General features: G+C 68.5%; 14 protein-coding genes. 7 read left to right on the top strand and 7 right to left on the bottom strand.

The features are described from left to right. The first annotated feature begins 447 nt into the window (after positions 1-447). The 4 genes from MKK58_RS02710 (at position 448) to MKK58_RS02695 (ending at position 5,566) form a co-directional block, all read left to right on the top strand. Positions 448-1,665, top strand: a complete 1,218-nt coding sequence (locus tag MKK58_RS02710; RefSeq protein ID WP_243910635.1) for an ABC transporter substrate-binding protein — start codon at positions 448-450, stop codon at positions 1,663-1,665. Positions 1,666-1,866: 201 nt separating this feature from the next. Further along, a complete protein-coding gene (locus tag MKK58_RS02705) occupies positions 1,867-2,739 on the top strand; it encodes a branched-chain amino acid ABC transporter permease (protein ID WP_243910634.1) in 873 nt (290 codons plus the stop codon). Between the two features lie 66 nt (positions 2,740-2,805). Then, positions 2,806-4,851: an ABC transporter permease subunit gene (locus tag MKK58_RS02700; RefSeq protein ID WP_243910633.1), complete on the top strand. Its 2,046-nt coding sequence runs from the start codon at positions 2,806-2,808 to the stop codon at positions 4,849-4,851. Further along, positions 4,844-5,566 (top strand): ABC transporter ATP-binding protein, encoded by a 723-nt coding sequence (locus tag MKK58_RS02695; RefSeq protein WP_243910632.1) that lies wholly within the window; start codon positions 4,844-4,846, stop codon positions 5,564-5,566. The genes MKK58_RS02700 and MKK58_RS02695 overlap by 8 nt, the downstream gene beginning before the upstream one ends. A gap of 533 nt (positions 5,567-6,099) precedes the next feature. On the opposite strand, the gene MKK58_RS02690 is transcribed toward MKK58_RS02695, so the two are convergent. Together MKK58_RS02690 and MKK58_RS02685 are read right to left on the bottom strand one after the other, a co-directional pair. Continuing rightward, entirely contained in the window at positions 6,100-6,408 is a 309-nt protein-coding gene (locus tag MKK58_RS02690) for a cupin domain-containing protein (RefSeq protein WP_243910631.1), read from the bottom strand. 62 nt (positions 6,409-6,470) lie between these two features. Then, positions 6,471-6,704 carry a DUF1674 domain-containing protein gene (locus MKK58_RS02685; RefSeq protein WP_243910630.1) on the bottom strand — a complete coding sequence of 78 codons (234 nt, stop codon included), beginning with the start codon at positions 6,702-6,704 and terminating at the stop codon, positions 6,471-6,473. Positions 6,705-6,787: 83 nt separating this feature from the next. Here MKK58_RS02685 and MKK58_RS02680 point away from each other — a divergent pair, with 83 nt between their 5' ends. The 3 genes from MKK58_RS02680 to MKK58_RS26775 all read left to right on the top strand — a co-directional run bounded on the left by MKK58_RS02680 (position 6,788) and on the right by MKK58_RS26775 (position 9,523). Beyond that, positions 6,788-8,158, top strand: coding sequence for an RsmB/NOP family class I SAM-dependent RNA methyltransferase (locus MKK58_RS02680; RefSeq protein ID WP_243910629.1), 1,371 nt, complete (start codon positions 6,788-6,790; stop codon positions 8,156-8,158). A gap of 3 nt (positions 8,159-8,161) precedes the next feature. Continuing rightward, entirely contained in the window at positions 8,162-9,316 is a 1,155-nt protein-coding gene (locus MKK58_RS02675) for a hypothetical protein (protein ID WP_243910628.1), read from the top strand. A gap of 72 nt (positions 9,317-9,388) precedes the next feature. Then, positions 9,389-9,523 carry a hypothetical protein gene (locus MKK58_RS26775; protein ID WP_279578187.1) on the top strand — a complete coding sequence of 45 codons (135 nt, stop codon included), beginning with the start codon at positions 9,389-9,391 and terminating at the stop codon, positions 9,521-9,523. Between the two features lie 115 nt (positions 9,524-9,638). On the opposite strand, the gene glp is transcribed toward MKK58_RS26775, so the two are convergent. From glp to MKK58_RS02650, 5 genes are all read right to left on the bottom strand, one after another. Beyond that, positions 9,639-10,859, bottom strand: coding sequence for a gephyrin-like molybdotransferase Glp (gene glp, locus MKK58_RS02670; protein WP_243910627.1), 1,221 nt, complete (start codon positions 10,857-10,859; stop codon positions 9,639-9,641). A 35-nt stretch (positions 10,860-10,894) separates the two neighbouring features. Next, entirely contained in the window at positions 10,895-11,380 is a 486-nt protein-coding gene (gene moaC, locus MKK58_RS02665) for a cyclic pyranopterin monophosphate synthase MoaC (RefSeq protein ID WP_243910626.1), read from the bottom strand. An 8-nt stretch (positions 11,381-11,388) separates the two neighbouring features. After that, entirely contained in the window at positions 11,389-12,270 is an 882-nt protein-coding gene (gene trpC / locus MKK58_RS02660) for an indole-3-glycerol phosphate synthase TrpC (RefSeq protein WP_243910625.1), read from the bottom strand. 9 nt (positions 12,271-12,279) lie between these two features. Then, complete coding sequence (trpD, locus tag MKK58_RS02655; RefSeq protein WP_243910624.1) at positions 12,280-13,305, bottom strand: anthranilate phosphoribosyltransferase; 1,026 nt, start codon at positions 13,303-13,305, stop codon at positions 12,280-12,282. A 63-nt stretch (positions 13,306-13,368) separates the two neighbouring features. Beyond that, on the bottom strand, positions 13,369-13,983 hold the full coding sequence (locus MKK58_RS02650) for an anthranilate synthase component II (protein WP_243910623.1): 615 nt from the start codon (positions 13,981-13,983) through the stop codon (positions 13,369-13,371). Positions 13,984-14,025 lie beyond the last annotated feature (42 nt).

The following is a 14,025-nucleotide window of genomic DNA, read 5'->3' as shown; positions in this document are numbered from 1 at the left end:
TGCTGTCGAACGGGGGTAGGCTATGTCCGCAGCGACAACGTCAATCAGAGTTCTGTGCGGTTCAGATATCGAATTCCAGATCGTTTCACAGGGCTTGCGACGAAGGATTTGTCGTCTGCTTATAGTGAAATTAGGTTTCTCTTGCCGTTGCGGACTTTCGGGTTGGCTCTCCGAGGGCCGGAATTATTTCAGTTTGGCGAATTTGCAATTTACTCAGAGTCAAAATCATGGAATACGTTACTTTTAGGAACTTAACACGAAGCTATCTCTTGGTTCGAAATAAAATTTGAAAATTAATCCATGGGCCGGGCTATTTTCCAGTGAATAATCAAGTAGCCAAAATCGCCTCCATGCCTTGACAGAATTAGAACTCTTGCGTCAGGAATACTGAAGATTCGATACAAAATGCCACCATGAAGGGCATGCGGTCGGAGCGAGGGAGAGAATATGATCACGCTGAAGAGACGCGTACTCTTGGGTGCGCTCGTCTGCACGACGTTTGCGGCATTCCCGGCCTACGCGGCCGATCCCATCAAGATCGGTGTCACGGGCCCCTATACCGGCGGGTCCTCCGCCATGGGTGTTTCGATGCGCGACGCGGCCCGTCTCGCGGCCGCGGAGATCAACAAGGCCGGTGGCGTGCTCGGACGTCCGCTGCTGCTGGTCGAGCGCGATGACGAAGCGAAGAACGAGGTCGGCGCTCAGGTCGCCCAGGAACTGATCAACAAGGAAAAAGTCGCCGCCACCATCGGCTTCATCAACACCGGCGTGGCCCTGGCCGCGCAGCGCTTCTACCAGGAAGCGGAGATTCCGGTGTTCAACAACGTCGCCACCGGCACGATCATCACGAACCAGTTCAAGGAGCCGGACTACGACGCCAACTACGTCTTCCGGAACTCGGCCTACGACGTGCTCCAGGCGGGCATGATGGTCGACGAGGCGTTGGCCCGGAACTTCAAGAAGATCGCGCTCCTCGCCGATTCGACGAATTACGGCCAGCTCGGCCGCGAGGATATCGAGAAGTACCTCGCCACCAAGGGCGTGAAGCCGGTCGTGGTGGAGAAGTTCAACATCAAGGACGTCGACATGACGGCCCAGTTGTTGAAGGCGCAGCAGGCCGGAGCCGACGTCATCCTCGCCTACGGGATCGGGCCCGAGCTCGCGCAGATCGCGAATGGCATGGCCAAGCTCGGCTGGAAGGTGCCGATGATCACCTCGTGGCCCTCCTCGATGCAGAGCTTCCTCGATATCGCCGGCGCGAACGGCAACGGCGTGATGATGCCCCAGACCTTCATCGAAGATCAGACGCTGCCCAAGCGGAAAAGCTTCCTGGAGAACTACTACAAGACCTACGGCGTCTCGAAGATTCCGACCCCGGTGGCCGGGGCGCAAGGGTACGATTCGGTCTATCTGCTCGCCGCGGCGATCAAGCAGGCCGGTTCCACCGATGGCGCGAAGATCCGTGCGGCGCTCGAGAACCTGAACGAGCGCGTCGAGGGCGTGGTCACGACCTACGAGAAGCCCTTCACCGCCAAGGACCACAACGCGATCACCCGCAACATGGTGGTGTTCGGCAAGGTGCAGGACGGCAAGATCGTCTACGCCAAGGAGGAGGACGCCAAGAACGCGGGCGTCGTCCGCGTGAAGGAGAAGTCGGCCAACTGAGACGTTTCGCGGGTCTCTCAAAGGGCCTCGGCCTTCGTGAAAGACCCGTGAATCGGACCATGCGACGGCCGTCCGCCAGGTTTTGCGAGACGCGCCGTCCCCGGGCATTCGAGCGACGATGAACCGAGCCGGGTTCTGGTCTTCCCAGGACCCGATGTCCTGCATCTACACCGACTTCCCACCCTCTACGGTAACGCGCTCATGGCCATCTTCCTCCAGCTCATCGCGTCCGGCGTCGCCGTCGGCATGATCTACGCCGCCATCGCCTTCGGCTATCAACTCACCTTCGCCACCTCGAAGACGCTGAACTTCGGTCAGGGCGAGGCGCTCGCCCTCGGGGCCCTGTTCGGCCTGACCCTGGTGCCGATCGTCGGGTATTGGCTGATGATCCCGCTGGTTCTCGTCTTCGGCTTCGCGCTCGGCGCCGTCATCGAGCGGCTCGGCGTCCGGCCCGCGGTCAAGATCAAGTCCGAGTACGGATGGATCATGGCCACGATCGCGCTGGGGATCATCTTCCGCAACGTGGCGGAGAACATCTGGGGCCGCGACGACCTGAAGTTTCCCTCACCCCTGCCCGAGGCGGCGATCCAACTCGGCGACACTCGGGTGCTGCCGATGGAGTTGCTGATCGTCGCCGGCGCCCTCCTGATGATGCTCGCGGTCGAGATCTTCAACCGCAAGTCGATCTGGGGGAAGGCAGTCGTGGCGACCTCGAACGACATCGACGCCGCCGGCCTGATGGGCATCAACACGCAGAAGGTGATCACGCTCTCCTACTCGATCAGCGCCATGACGGCCGCCTTCGCGGGCGTCCTCGTCGCGCCCGTCACCCTCACGGGTGCGACCATGGGGGCGGTGCTGGCCCTGAAGGCCTTCGCGGTCGCGATCATCGGAGGTCTCGAATCCGGCCTCGGCGTGATCGTCGGCGGGCTGATCCTCGGTGTCGCCGAGACGCTCACCGGCTTCTACATCTCGACCGGCTACAAGGATGTGCCCGGCCTGATCCTCCTCCTCGTCGTCCTCTCGATCCGCCCCGTCGGATTGTTCGGCAAGGCCGTGATCAAGAAGGTCTGAGCGTGCCCCTCCTCGCTCCCCGCCCTCCCGTATTCCCCCGCATCCAGCCAGCAGGAGCCTGACGCCATGGCTCAGTCCACCCTCGCACCGGCGGCGACGCCCGCCGCCGCGCCGAGGCTCGGCCGCCATGTCGGCCTCCTCGGCGCCATCCTCCTCGTCGTCTTCCTCGCCGCCTTCCCGCACGTGGTGACGAGTTCCTACTACATCCACCTGCTGGTCGTGATCGCGATCTATGCGATCCTCATCCTGGGGCTCGACATCGTCGTCGGCTATACGGGGCAGGTCAGTCTCGGGCATGCCGGCCTGTTCGGAATCGGCGCGTATTCGGCGGCCGTGCTGTTCCTGCACTTCAAGCTCGGCCTCTGGTCCGGGCTGATCGCCGGGACCGCCGTGACGTCGGTCTTCGGACTTCTGCTCGCGGTCCCGGCCCTGCGCGTGACCGGCCCCTATCTGGCGATGGTCACGCTCGCCTTCGGCACCATCATCCAGATCTTCATCAACGAACTCACGCCCCTCACCAACGGGCCCCTCGGCATCACCCTTCCGCCGGCGCGCGTCCTCGATTTCTCGCTGATCGGCATGTCGTCGCCGTGGGGTGCCGCGGGGCGCAAGCTGGAATTCTACTATCTCGTCTGCGCCGCGCTGCTGCTGACGATCGTCGTGGTGAACCGAGTCGTGCGCTCGCCGTTCGGTCGAGCCTTCGAGGCCCTGCGCGACTCGCCGATCGCCTGCGACTGCATGGGCGTCAGCGTCTATCGCTACAAGGTCTACGCTTTCGTCATATCGGCGGCCCTCGCGGGGCTCGCGGGCGCGCTGTTCGCGTGGTCGGAGCGCTACGTCGCCCCGAACTCCTACGGCTTCGAACTGACCGTGCTGTTCCTGCTCGCGGTGACGATGGGCGGACGCAAGTCGAGGGCCGGGCCCCTGATCGGGTCCGCCATCATCGTGATGATGCCCAACATTCTGGCCGATATAGAACTCGTCCGCATCATGGCGGGGGCGATCGCCCTGGCCGCCCTCGTCGTGGGCGCGCGTGCGTTCCTGCGTCGGCAGGAGAACCGCTACGCCATCCTGGTGCCGGTCGTGCTCTGCGTGCTGTTCCTGCCCGCCACGCTCGCCCTGCAATCGGTGACGGATTTCCGCCTGACCGTGTTCGGCCTGATGATTCTGTTCGTTGTCTATTACCTGCCCGACGGCATCGTCGGGTTCCTGAGGGAGAAGATCCCGGCCCTGCGCCCCGCCCACACCGCCGAGGGCCGGGCCCTGACGGCGCAGGGCGCGGCCCTCGTCGCGCAGCGCGGCGGGGCCGACGCGGATCCGCTCCTGAAGATCGAGTCCGTCCTGATGCAGTTCGGCGGCCTCAAGGCCCTCGCGGGTGTCGACATCGCCGTGCGGCCGGGCACGATCCACGGGCTCATCGGCCCGAACGGATCGGGCAAGAGCACGATGATGAACGTGCTCACCGGCATCTACACCCCGACCGGCGGCACGGTGACCTTGGCGCGAGAGGGGGGGATGCAGCGGCTCAACGGACGCACCCCCTCCGAGATCGCCTCGGCGGGCGTCGCGCGCACCTTCCAGAACGTCCAGCTCTTCCGGGAGATGACGGCCTTGGAGAATGTGCTCGTGGGCCTGCACCACACTTTCAAGGGCACCATCGTCGACGCGATCTTCGGCACGCCCCGGCGTCGCCGGGAGGAGCGGGATGCGCGGGTCCGTGCGATGGCGATCCTCGACTTCGTGGGCCTCGGCGGCCTCGCCCAGGTCGAGGCCCGCAATCTCCCCTACGGCAAGCAGCGGCTGCTCGAGATCGCGCGCGCGCTCGCCCTCGACCCCGTCCTTCTCCTCCTCGACGAACCCGCTGCCGGCCTCACGGCACCCGATATCGCCGATCTCACCACGATCATCCGCAAGATCCGCGATGCTGGCATCACCGTCATCTTGATCGAGCACCACATGGACGTGGTGATGGGCCTGTGCGACCGCGTCAGCGTGCTCGACTTCGGCCACAAGATCGCGGAGGGCGGCGCCCGCGAGATCCAGAAGGATCCGAAGGTCATCGAAGCGTATCTCGGCAGTCCCGTCGCAGACCAGGAGCCCGCCCATGCTTGAGGTGACGAACCTCTCGGCCGGCTACGGCCAGATCGAAGTCCTGCACGGGCTCTCGTTCGAGGTGCCCAAGGGACAGATCGTGACCCTGATCGGCTCGAACGGGGCCGGAAAGACCACGACCATGCGGGCGCTCTCCGGCATGATCCGCCCACGCAGCGGATCGATCCGGCTGAACGGCCGCGAGGTCGGGGGCCTCGAGAGTCATGACGTGGCGAGTGCGGGGCTCGCCCACTCGCCCGAGGGCCGTCGCGTCTTCGCGACGCTGAGCGTGGAAGACAATCTGACCCTCGGCGCCTTCCCGCGCCTGACGGGCTCCCGTCCGAAGGGCGATGTGGCGGCCGACCGCGAGCGCGCGTTCGAGCTGTTCCCGCGCCTCCGGGAGAGGCGTCACCAGCTCGCCGGAACCTTGTCGGGGGGCGAGCAGCAGATGCTCGCGATGGGCCGGGCGCTGATGCTGCGCCCGGATATCCTCCTCCTCGACGAACCCTCGATGGGCCTCGCCCCCAAGCTCGTCGAAGAGGTGTTTCGCACCATCCGCAGGCTGAAGGAAGAACAGGTCACGATGCTCCTCGTCGAGCAGTTCGCCATGGCGGCCTTGGGGGTCGCCGATTACGCCTACGTGCTGGAGAACGGCCGGATCCGGTTCCAGGGGCCCGCCGCGCAGCTTCGCGACGATCCGGCCGTCCAGGCGGCTTACCTGGGCGGTGGTCACTGACGAGACGGGCGCCCGGCCCTCGATCGGTCGTGCCGGTGAACCCCTCTCCCGGCATCCTTCCGTGAAGTGGGCGGACTGATCCCGAGTCCGGTGGGCCATGCGGCGGCGCGTGGCCCGCCGGCGGTCCGATCCTGGTTCCAGGGCCTGAACCGGGCGTCCATGCCGTCTTGAGGCGATGGCGCCCACCGGCGCAGCCGCAGCCGGGGTATCCGAACGATCGCCTGCGAAACGAAGAAGCCCGCCGCGGCTGAAGCCGGGCGGGCCTGATCGTGAGATCCAACGATTGATCGGGCGTCGACCTCAACGGGCCGACACGACATCATCCGTCACCGATTCGCAGCCACAATTCAGCAACAGCGATCGGAATCTCACCGGATTCGCTCTGGTTTCACGCCGTATGCAATGACCGTCAACCGGATATCTTCGGCATACCGTCTCCCGCCGATGCGAAAGCACGCGCCATGGGCATCCGACGGACCCGAAGATGGCGCCGCGATCCGCGCTCCGGCCGCCTCGTGTCTGGAAGCCAAGTCTCAACGCGCCGGCGGCGAAGTGGCTTCCACCGCCGTGAAGGTTTCGAGGATCGTGTAGGTGTGCTCGGCCCCCTCGGGCACCAGCCAGGAATCGCCGGATTCCAGCAGGACCTTCTCGCCGCTCACCGTCAGTTCGGCGCGGCCGGCGATGACGTAGCCGACCGTCTCGTAGGGCCGGCTCGCCATCGGCTTGTCGGTGCCGGGTGCCTCGTCGCGCCACATCCGCATGGCCACCGATTGCCCGCGCGCCAAGGCGACCTCGCCGTGCGCACCCGTACCCGCCTTGCTGCCTGAAACCTTCGTCGCCATGGTCGTCCTCGCGTCTGAACTGGGACGCGGTCAACGGGGCGGCGCCCACGACGTTCCGGTTCTCAGAAGTCGACCGCGATGCCCTTGATCTCCCAATCGTCGTAGCGCACCGGCTCCAACCCGCCCCGGCCCTGGCGCTCGCGGGTGGCGGCGATCTCGGCCGCGTGCGCGTCGATGGCGGCGCGGCGCTCGGCCGCTTCGGCGAGCGCCCGGGCGGCCTCCGGGGTCAGATCACGCTTGGCGGGCGGCGGCCGGGTCTCGTCGGCGCGGTTTTCCGTCGGCTCGGGGCTCGTCATGGCTTGCATCTCGGTGTGTCGGGTGGAAGGGCAGGGGGGACGTGGCCCGTCGCGAACGGACCCATCTTCAGGAAGTGGCATTCATGGCGATACGCCGCAACACGGATGCGCCGTCGGCGCCGATCGACCGCAGCATCGCGGGGCTCGCGGCCCGGCAGGTCGCGCAAGGGGCGGTCGCCGACCTCATCGGCAAGACGCGCGGCTTCGCCCTCGAGGATGCGCTTGCCCAGGCGAGCCGCACTGCCGGGCTCGATGCCGCCGATGCGGGCCTCGCCCGCGCCATCGCCACCGCCACCTTCCGGCGCCTCGGATTCCTGCGCAGGGTGCTCGCCACGCGGATGTCGCAGGGGCTGCCCGAGGATCAGCCGCGCCTCGTGGCGCTGCTGGCGACCGGCGCCGTGCAGATCCTCGACCTCAACGTGCCCGATCACGCGGCGGTCGATCTCGGGGTCCGCCTCGCCAAGGCCGATCCGCAACTCCAGCACCTCTCAGGCCTCGTGAACGCGGTCCTGCGCCGGATCGTGCGCGAGCGCGCCGAGATCCTGGCCCAGCCGGGCGATCCGCTGGCCGACAACACGCCGGACTGGCTCGTTCGGCGCTGGAGTGCCGCCTACGGGTCCGAGACCGCCCGCGCCATCGCGGCCGCGCATCTCCAGGGCGCCGCCCTCGACATCACGGTGCGGGGTTCGGCGGCCGAATGGGCCGAGCGCCTCGGCGGCGTGGCCCTGCCGACCGGCAGCGTGCGCCTGCACGAGGTCCGCTCCAACGTCGCGGACCTGCCCGGTTACGCCGAGGGGCAATGGTGGGTGCAGGACGCCGCCGCCGCCCTGCCGGCGCGGCTCCTCGCCGTAAAGCCCGGCGATCGCGTCGCCGACCTCTGCGCCGCGCCGGGCGGCAAGACCGCGCAACTCGCGGCCGCCGGGGCCTCGGTGCTCGCCGTCGACCGATCCAGCCCGCGCCTCGAACGCCTGTCGCAGAACTTCGCCCGTCTCGGCCTGGAGGCGGAGATCCAGGTCGGCGACGCCCTGGCCCTGCCGGACGAGGCCGCCTTCGACGCGGTCTTGCTGGATGCGCCCTGCTCGGCCACCGGCACCCTGCGGCGCCACCCGGATGTGGCCTGGACCAAGACCGAGAGCGACGTCAGCCGGCTCATCGGCCTGCAGAAGCGCCTGTTCGACAAGGCTGCTGCCCTCGTCCGTCCGGGCGGTCACCTCGTCTACTGCACCTGCTCGCTGGAGCCCGAGGAGGGCGAGGCGCAGGTGGCGACCTTCCTGACCCGCAACCCGAATTTTTCGCGCGTCCCGGTGCGGGCGGACGAGGTCGGCGGCCTGTCGGAGGTCATCGACGCCTCCGGCGACCTGCGGACCCTGCCGGCCCACCTCGACGGCGCCACGCCGGAGGTACGCGGCGGCCTCGACGGCTTCTTCGCGAGCCGGCTCGTCCGGGGGGATTGAGCGATGCGCGGCCGCCGGTCCAGCCGGTTTCCGGGCGCGGTCTTGGCCGCCTGCGCGGCGGCGCTCGTTGCCTGGGTGCTGCCGGCCCTGGCCCAGGTCGATCCGCGCATCCTGCCGCTCCAGCCGACCTATCGGCGCAATCCCACCTGCGCGACGGTGGAAACCCGCATCCCCTTCGACGTGCACGAGGGCACCCGCGACGTCGCCCTGTCACCGTCCCCGCGCGAGATGCCCCTGAACCAGGGCGAGAGCGCGATCTGCTTTGCCTACGCCACCGCCGACATGATTTCGCACCGGCTCGGGCGCCAGATCGCGCCGCTGGACGTCGCCACGAAGACCTACTTCGCGGACCCTGAGCGCCTCGCGGCGATTCCGGCCCTGCGCGAGCACCTGAAGGCCCATCCGAACTGGCGTGCCGACATCGCCTGGAGCCGGAACGCGGCCGAGATGTCCAACATCGGTAACCCGAAGCTGCTCCCGTACTTCGACAAGATCGAGGGCGGCGAGGAGGATACGGCAGCCCTCCTCTACAACATCGGCGGGCTCTGCGAGGATCGCGACCTGCCCTCCAACGACGGATACCGCTACGCCAATCCGACCCTGCGGCGCCTGCGCTACCGCAGCCGGCTCGCGCCGAAGCCGATGAGCTTCCGGAGCCTCGCCGGCACCGTGCCGCACCTGCGCCACCCGCAGACCGACACCTTCAACGCGGCCTGGATCGCCCACGTCGAAGCCCGCTGCCGGCGCGTGCCCCTGCCAGTGCCGCTGCTGCCGGTCTCCTACCGGGTGGCCACCAACCAGGCGGAGTTCGTGGAACTGCGCGATTCCGGCACGCCGCCGAGCCCGAAGGCGATCACCCGCATCCTGGCGATGATCGATTACGCCCTGGACCACGGCCGTGTGCCGACCATCGGCTACAGCTGGTACCTGCTGGAGGACCGCGACCCGAAGGATCCGGATCTGCACGCCGACCATGCGAGCCCGGTGATCGCCCGGCGTAAGGTCGGCGGCACCTGCCAGTACCGGATCCAGGACAATACCGGCGAGTACTGCGCACGCATGCGCGAGGGGATGCGCGAGGCCTGCGAGAACGGGCGCGTCTGGGTCGGCGAGGACGCGTTGCGGCGGACGCTCTACAGCGTGACCTACCTGCGCTGAACCGGGCCGGAGAAATTGGAGAAACCAAACGGCGTTTCACCCGTTGAGCTTACGATCACGAGGTGAATTATCATGACATCACGCTGGATGACCCTGAACGATATCGCTGCCGCTCGCGAGATCAGCGTCGAACAGGCGCGCGCCTGGGTCGATGCGGCTCACTGCCCCCGGGTTTTCCGGTCTGAGGCGACCCTCTACCTCGTCTGATACGGTTCCGGTTGATCGCGCAGGTCAGCCTGCGCGCGACGCGCTTCCTCTTTTTCCGGAGAGGGGGCGTGTTCTTATTGAACGATCGCCCGCAGGCGGTCGGAGGCGATCTCGATCAGAGCAGGCGCCGGTCGAGGCGCAGGATGCGGCAGGCTTCACCGGCCCGCGCCTCAGGCGCGTGCGGAGCGCGGATCAGGAGCGCTTCCGCCGTGCCGAGAACGAACAACATCGAGGAATCCTGCCGATTCTCGGGATACACCACGGGCAGCCGATCGGGCGCGGTCTCGATCCGGGCACGAAGGTAATCCTGGCGCAGGTCGTTCTCCGGTAGGTCACGCCCGAGAATCGCCGGCTCCGACATGTCGCATGCCGCCCGAGGGTCGCCGAGGAGGGCGCGGATCGCCGGCACCACGAAAAGCAGCCCGCAGACCACCGAGGCCACCGGGTTGCCTGGTAGGCCAAGCACGGCCATGCGGCCGAGGCGCCCGTGCATCAACGGCTTGCCGGGGCGCAAGGCGACGCGCCAGAAGCCGAGTTCGAGCCCCCGCGCGTGGAGGGCCGACTGCACGAGGTCATGGTCGCCCACCGAAGCACCCCCGAGGGTGACGAGAAGGTCGGCATCCGCCGCGACGGCCCGGAGGATCGCGTCGTCGAGGGCCGCGAGCGTATCCCCGGCGATCCCGAGGTCGATCGCCTCGGCACCGGCCTCCCGGACCAGGGCCGCGACGGCGAGGCCGTTGGAGGCCACGATCTGGTCCCAGCGCGTGGGCTGACCCGGCGCCACCAATTCGTCGCCGGTGGCCAGGATCGCCACGCGTGGGCGCCGCCGGACCAAGAGCGTGCCGTGGCCGCCCGCAGCCGCGAGGGCGATGCGGCGTGGATCGAGGGTGTCGCCGGCAGTCAGCAACCTGTCACCCTGCCGGAAGTCGAGGCCGCTCGGGCGGATGAAGCGGCCGGCGGGGACGGGCTCCCGACCCATGACCGTCTCTGGCGTCGCCTCGGCGTTCTCCTGGATCAGGATCGCGTCCGCGCCCTCGGGAACGGGGGCACCTGTGAAGATGCGCACGGCCTCGCCGGGTCCGACCGGGCCTGCGAAGCCGTGGCCGGCGGAACTGGTGCCGATCAGCCGCAGGGTGGCGGGGGCCGCGTCGAGATCGGCGGCGCGCACCGCGTAGCCGTCCATGGCCGAGGCGGGAAAGGGCGGCTGCGTGCGGGCCGCCCGCACGTCCTCGACCAGCGTCCGCCCGGCGGCCTGCGCGATCGGAACGGTCTGCGCCTCCACCGGACCCGGGATGCTCGCCAGGATGCGCGACAGCGCCTCGGCCACGGAGATCATGCCCCCGGCCGTCTTCCCGTTTGCGGGCGCGCCGCTCAAGCGTAATCCTCGGCGCGGTAAGCGCCGGAGCGCCCGCCATCCTTGGCCAGGAGCCGGATGCCTTCGATGCGCATGCCGCGATCGGCCGCCTTCACCATGTCGTAGATCGTCAGGCAGGCCACCGAGACGGCGGTCAGCGCCTCCATCTCCACGCCGGTCGGCCCCAGCACCTTCACCTCCGCCGTCACCCGCAGGCCCGGCAGGCTGTCGTCGGGCTCGCAATCGACGCGGACCTTCGTAAGCAGGAGGGGGTGGCAGAGGGGAATGAGTTCGTGGGTGCGCTTCGCGGCCATGATTCCGGCGAGCCGCGCCGTGCCGATGACATCGCCCTTCTTGGCGTCGCCCTCGCGGATCAGCCGCAGGGTTTCGGGCAGCATCGCCACGCAGCCCGTGGCGCGGGCCGTGCGCGTGGTGGCGTCCTTCTCCGAGACGTCGACCATGTTGGCCGCGCCGGAGGCGTCGAGATGCGTGAGTTCGGCCATGCTCCGCCTCAGGCCTTCGCGTCGCCGAAGAGCAGGCGCCGGGTGGCCGCCGTCACGTCGGCCTCGCGCATCAGGCTCTCGCCCACCAGGATGGTGTTAAGGCCGCTCTCGGCCAGGCGCACGACGTCGGCGTGGCCGGCGATGCCGCTCTCCGCCACGGCGATCCGGTCGGCGGGCACCCCTTCCGCGAGGCGGATCGCCGTCTCGAACGAGACCTCGAAGGTCTTCAGGTTGCGGTTGTTGATGCCGATCAGCCGGGTGCCCAGCGGCAGAGCGCGGGCCAATTCCTCGGAATCATGCACCTCGACCAGCACGTCCATGCCGAGATCGTCGGCGGTCTCCACCAGGGCGGCGGCCTCCTCGTCGTCGAGGCAGGCCATGATGACGAGGATGCAGTCGGCCCCCCAGGCCCGCGCCTCGAAGACCTGGTAGGGCTCGAACAGGAAATCCTTGCGCAGGACTGGCAGGGCGCAGGCCGCGCGCGCCTCGGTGAGGTATTCGGGTCGGCCCTGGAACGAGGGCGTGTCGGTGAGCACCGAGAGGCAGGTAGCGCCCCCGGCCTCGTAGGCGGCGGCGAGCAAAGCCGGGTCGAAATCGGCCCGGATCAGGCCCTTCGAGGGGGAGGCCTTCTTCACCTCGGCGATCAGGGCCGGCCGCTTCTCGGCGATGTGGGCCGCGATGGCATCGGCGAAGCCGCGCGGAGCCGAGACGTCGGCGATGCGCTTCTCCAGCTTCGTCTGCGGCACCCGCAGCTTCGCCTCGGCGATCTCGCGCCGCTTGTAGGTCTCGATGCGGGCGAGCACGTCCTTGCGCTCGGCGGGAGCGATTTCGGGGATGGCCCCGGATTTCGGCTCGGACGGCTTGTGCTCGGACGACTTGTGCTCGGACATGGGCTGCTTTCAGGTGTTCGAGCGACGATGCGAGAGGCGGACGAGACTATCGAGGGTGGCGCGCGCGGCGCCGCTGTCGAGGGCCTCGCCGGCCCGCGCGACCCCCTCGGCGAGGGAGCGAGCGGCGTCGGCGACGACCAGGGCGGCACCGGCATTCAGCACGGCGATGTCGCGATAGGCGTTGCGCGCCCCGTCCAGCACCTGCCCCAGGGCGACGGCGTTGTGGGCCGGGTCGCCCCCGCGCAGGGCCTCGATGGGGTGGAGCGGGATGCCGACCTCGCGCGGGTCGATGGTGAAGTGCGAGACCCGGCCCTGCTCCAGGGCCACCACGGCGGTGGGGCCCGTGACGGTGATCTCGTCGAGGCCGTCGCTGCCGTGCACGGTCCAGACCCGGTCGCTGCCGAGCTCGGCCAGGACGCCGGTGAGGGGTTCGGCCCAGGCCGGAGACGAGACTCCGAAGAGCTGGCGGCGCACGCCGGCCGGATTGGCCAGGGGGCCCAGCATGTTGAAGATCGTGCGCGTCGGCAGTTCGGCCCGCACGGGGGCCACGTGGCGCATGGCGGCGTGGTGCGTCTGGGCGAACATGAAGCACAGGCCGGCTTCCGCGAGGCAGAGGCTCAGTTCGTCGGGGGCGAGGCCGATGCGGACGCCGAGGGCCGAGAGGACGTCCGCGGCCCCGGAGCGCGAGGTGGCGGCCCGGTTGCCGTGCTTGGCCACCGGCACGCCGCAGGCGGCCGTGATGATCGCGGCCAGCGTCGAGACGTTGTAGCTGCCCGAATGATCGCCGCCGGTGCCGACCACGTCGACGGCGCCGGGCACGCTCGCCACCGGCAGCATCCGCGCCCGCATGGCCTCGACGGCGCCGACGATCTCGTCCGGGGCCTCGCCGCGCACCTTCAGGGCGACGAGAAAGGCGCTGGCCTGGACCGGCGTGACCTCACCCGAGAGCAGGTCGTCAAAGGCCCGGCGGGCCTCGTCGCGCGTGAGGCTCGCACCCGTGGCGACCTTCGCGAGGAGGGGCTTGAAGGATTCCATTGGGCTCGGGCGTGGCGATCCGGTGCGCAGACCAGGATTATTTCTGAAGGACGACGTGACCCGTCAATGCACGCCGTCGCGGCCCTTGTCACGCGTCGCGTTCCAGGCCGCCGCGATGTCCAGGAAATTCCGCAGGATCTGCGATCCGTGGTGCGAGAGGATGCTCTCGGGGTGAAACTGCACGCCGTGCACGGGCAGGCGTGCATGCTGCAGTCCCATGATCAGGCCGTCCGCCTCCGCCGTCACCGTCAGGTCCGGTGGACAATTGCCGCGCTCCACCACCAGGGAATGGTAGCGCGTCGCATCGAACGGGCCGTTCAGGCCCCGGAAGATGCCGGAGGCCCGGTGCTGGATACTGGAAACCTTGCCGTGCATGGGCGTGGGTGCCCGAACGACATCGCCGCCGAAGGCCTGCCCGATGGCCTGGAGGCCGAGGCAGACCCCGAAGATCGGGATCTCGTCCGAGAGATTTTTGACCACGTCGAGGCAGATGCCGGCCTCGTTGGGCGAGCACGGGCCGGGCGAGAGCACCACCGCGTCGGGCCGCCGCGCGCGGATCTCACGCGTGGTGATCGCGTCGTTGCGCACCACGTCGATGGAGCCGCAGAGGGGTCCGATCAGGTGGACGAGATTCCAGGTGAAGGAATCGTAGTTGTCGATCACGAGAACGTCGGGCATCGGGCTCTGGGACGCGGGCATGGAGGCGGTGTGGCGCGACTT

This window comes from Methylobacterium sp. J-078 (genome assembly GCF_022829285.1).
GTDB lineage: Bacteria > Pseudomonadota > Alphaproteobacteria > Rhizobiales > Beijerinckiaceae > Methylobacterium.
The sequence above is the reverse complement of the archived record's forward strand: the minus strand, read 5'-3'. Positions and strand labels throughout refer to the sequence as shown.

Coding starts and splice junctions, on each gene's coding strand:
- glp (WP_243910627.1), bottom strand. CDS start 10,859: ATGATCTCCGTGGCCGAGGCGCTGTCGCGCATCCTGGCGAGCATCCCG.
- MKK58_RS02700 (WP_243910633.1), top strand. CDS start 2,806: ATGGCTCAGTCCACCCTCGCACCGGCGGCGACGCCCGCCGCCGCGCCG.
- MKK58_RS02710 (WP_243910635.1), top strand. CDS start 448: ATGATCACGCTGAAGAGACGCGTACTCTTGGGTGCGCTCGTCTGCACG.
- moaC (WP_243910626.1), bottom strand. CDS start 11,380: ATGGCCGAACTCACGCATCTCGACGCCTCCGGCGCGGCCAACATGGTC.
- MKK58_RS26775 (WP_279578187.1), top strand. CDS start 9,389: ATGACATCACGCTGGATGACCCTGAACGATATCGCTGCCGCTCGCGAG.
- MKK58_RS02705 (WP_243910634.1), top strand. CDS start 1,867: ATGGCCATCTTCCTCCAGCTCATCGCGTCCGGCGTCGCCGTCGGCATG.
- MKK58_RS02695 (WP_243910632.1), top strand. CDS start 4,844: ATGCTTGAGGTGACGAACCTCTCGGCCGGCTACGGCCAGATCGAAGTC.
- MKK58_RS02680 (WP_243910629.1), top strand. CDS start 6,788: ATGGCGATACGCCGCAACACGGATGCGCCGTCGGCGCCGATCGACCGC.
- trpC (WP_243910625.1), bottom strand. CDS start 12,270: ATGTCCGAGCACAAGTCGTCCGAGCACAAGCCGTCCGAGCCGAAATCC.
- MKK58_RS02685 (WP_243910630.1), bottom strand. CDS start 6,704: ATGACGAGCCCCGAGCCGACGGAAAACCGCGCCGACGAGACCCGGCCG.
- MKK58_RS02690 (WP_243910631.1), bottom strand. CDS start 6,408: ATGGCGACGAAGGTTTCAGGCAGCAAGGCGGGTACGGGTGCGCACGGC.
- trpD (WP_243910624.1), bottom strand. CDS start 13,305: ATGGAATCCTTCAAGCCCCTCCTCGCGAAGGTCGCCACGGGTGCGAGC.
- MKK58_RS02675 (WP_243910628.1), top strand. CDS start 8,162: ATGCGCGGCCGCCGGTCCAGCCGGTTTCCGGGCGCGGTCTTGGCCGCC.
- MKK58_RS02650 (WP_243910623.1), bottom strand. CDS start 13,983: ATGCCCGACGTTCTCGTGATCGACAACTACGATTCCTTCACCTGGAAT.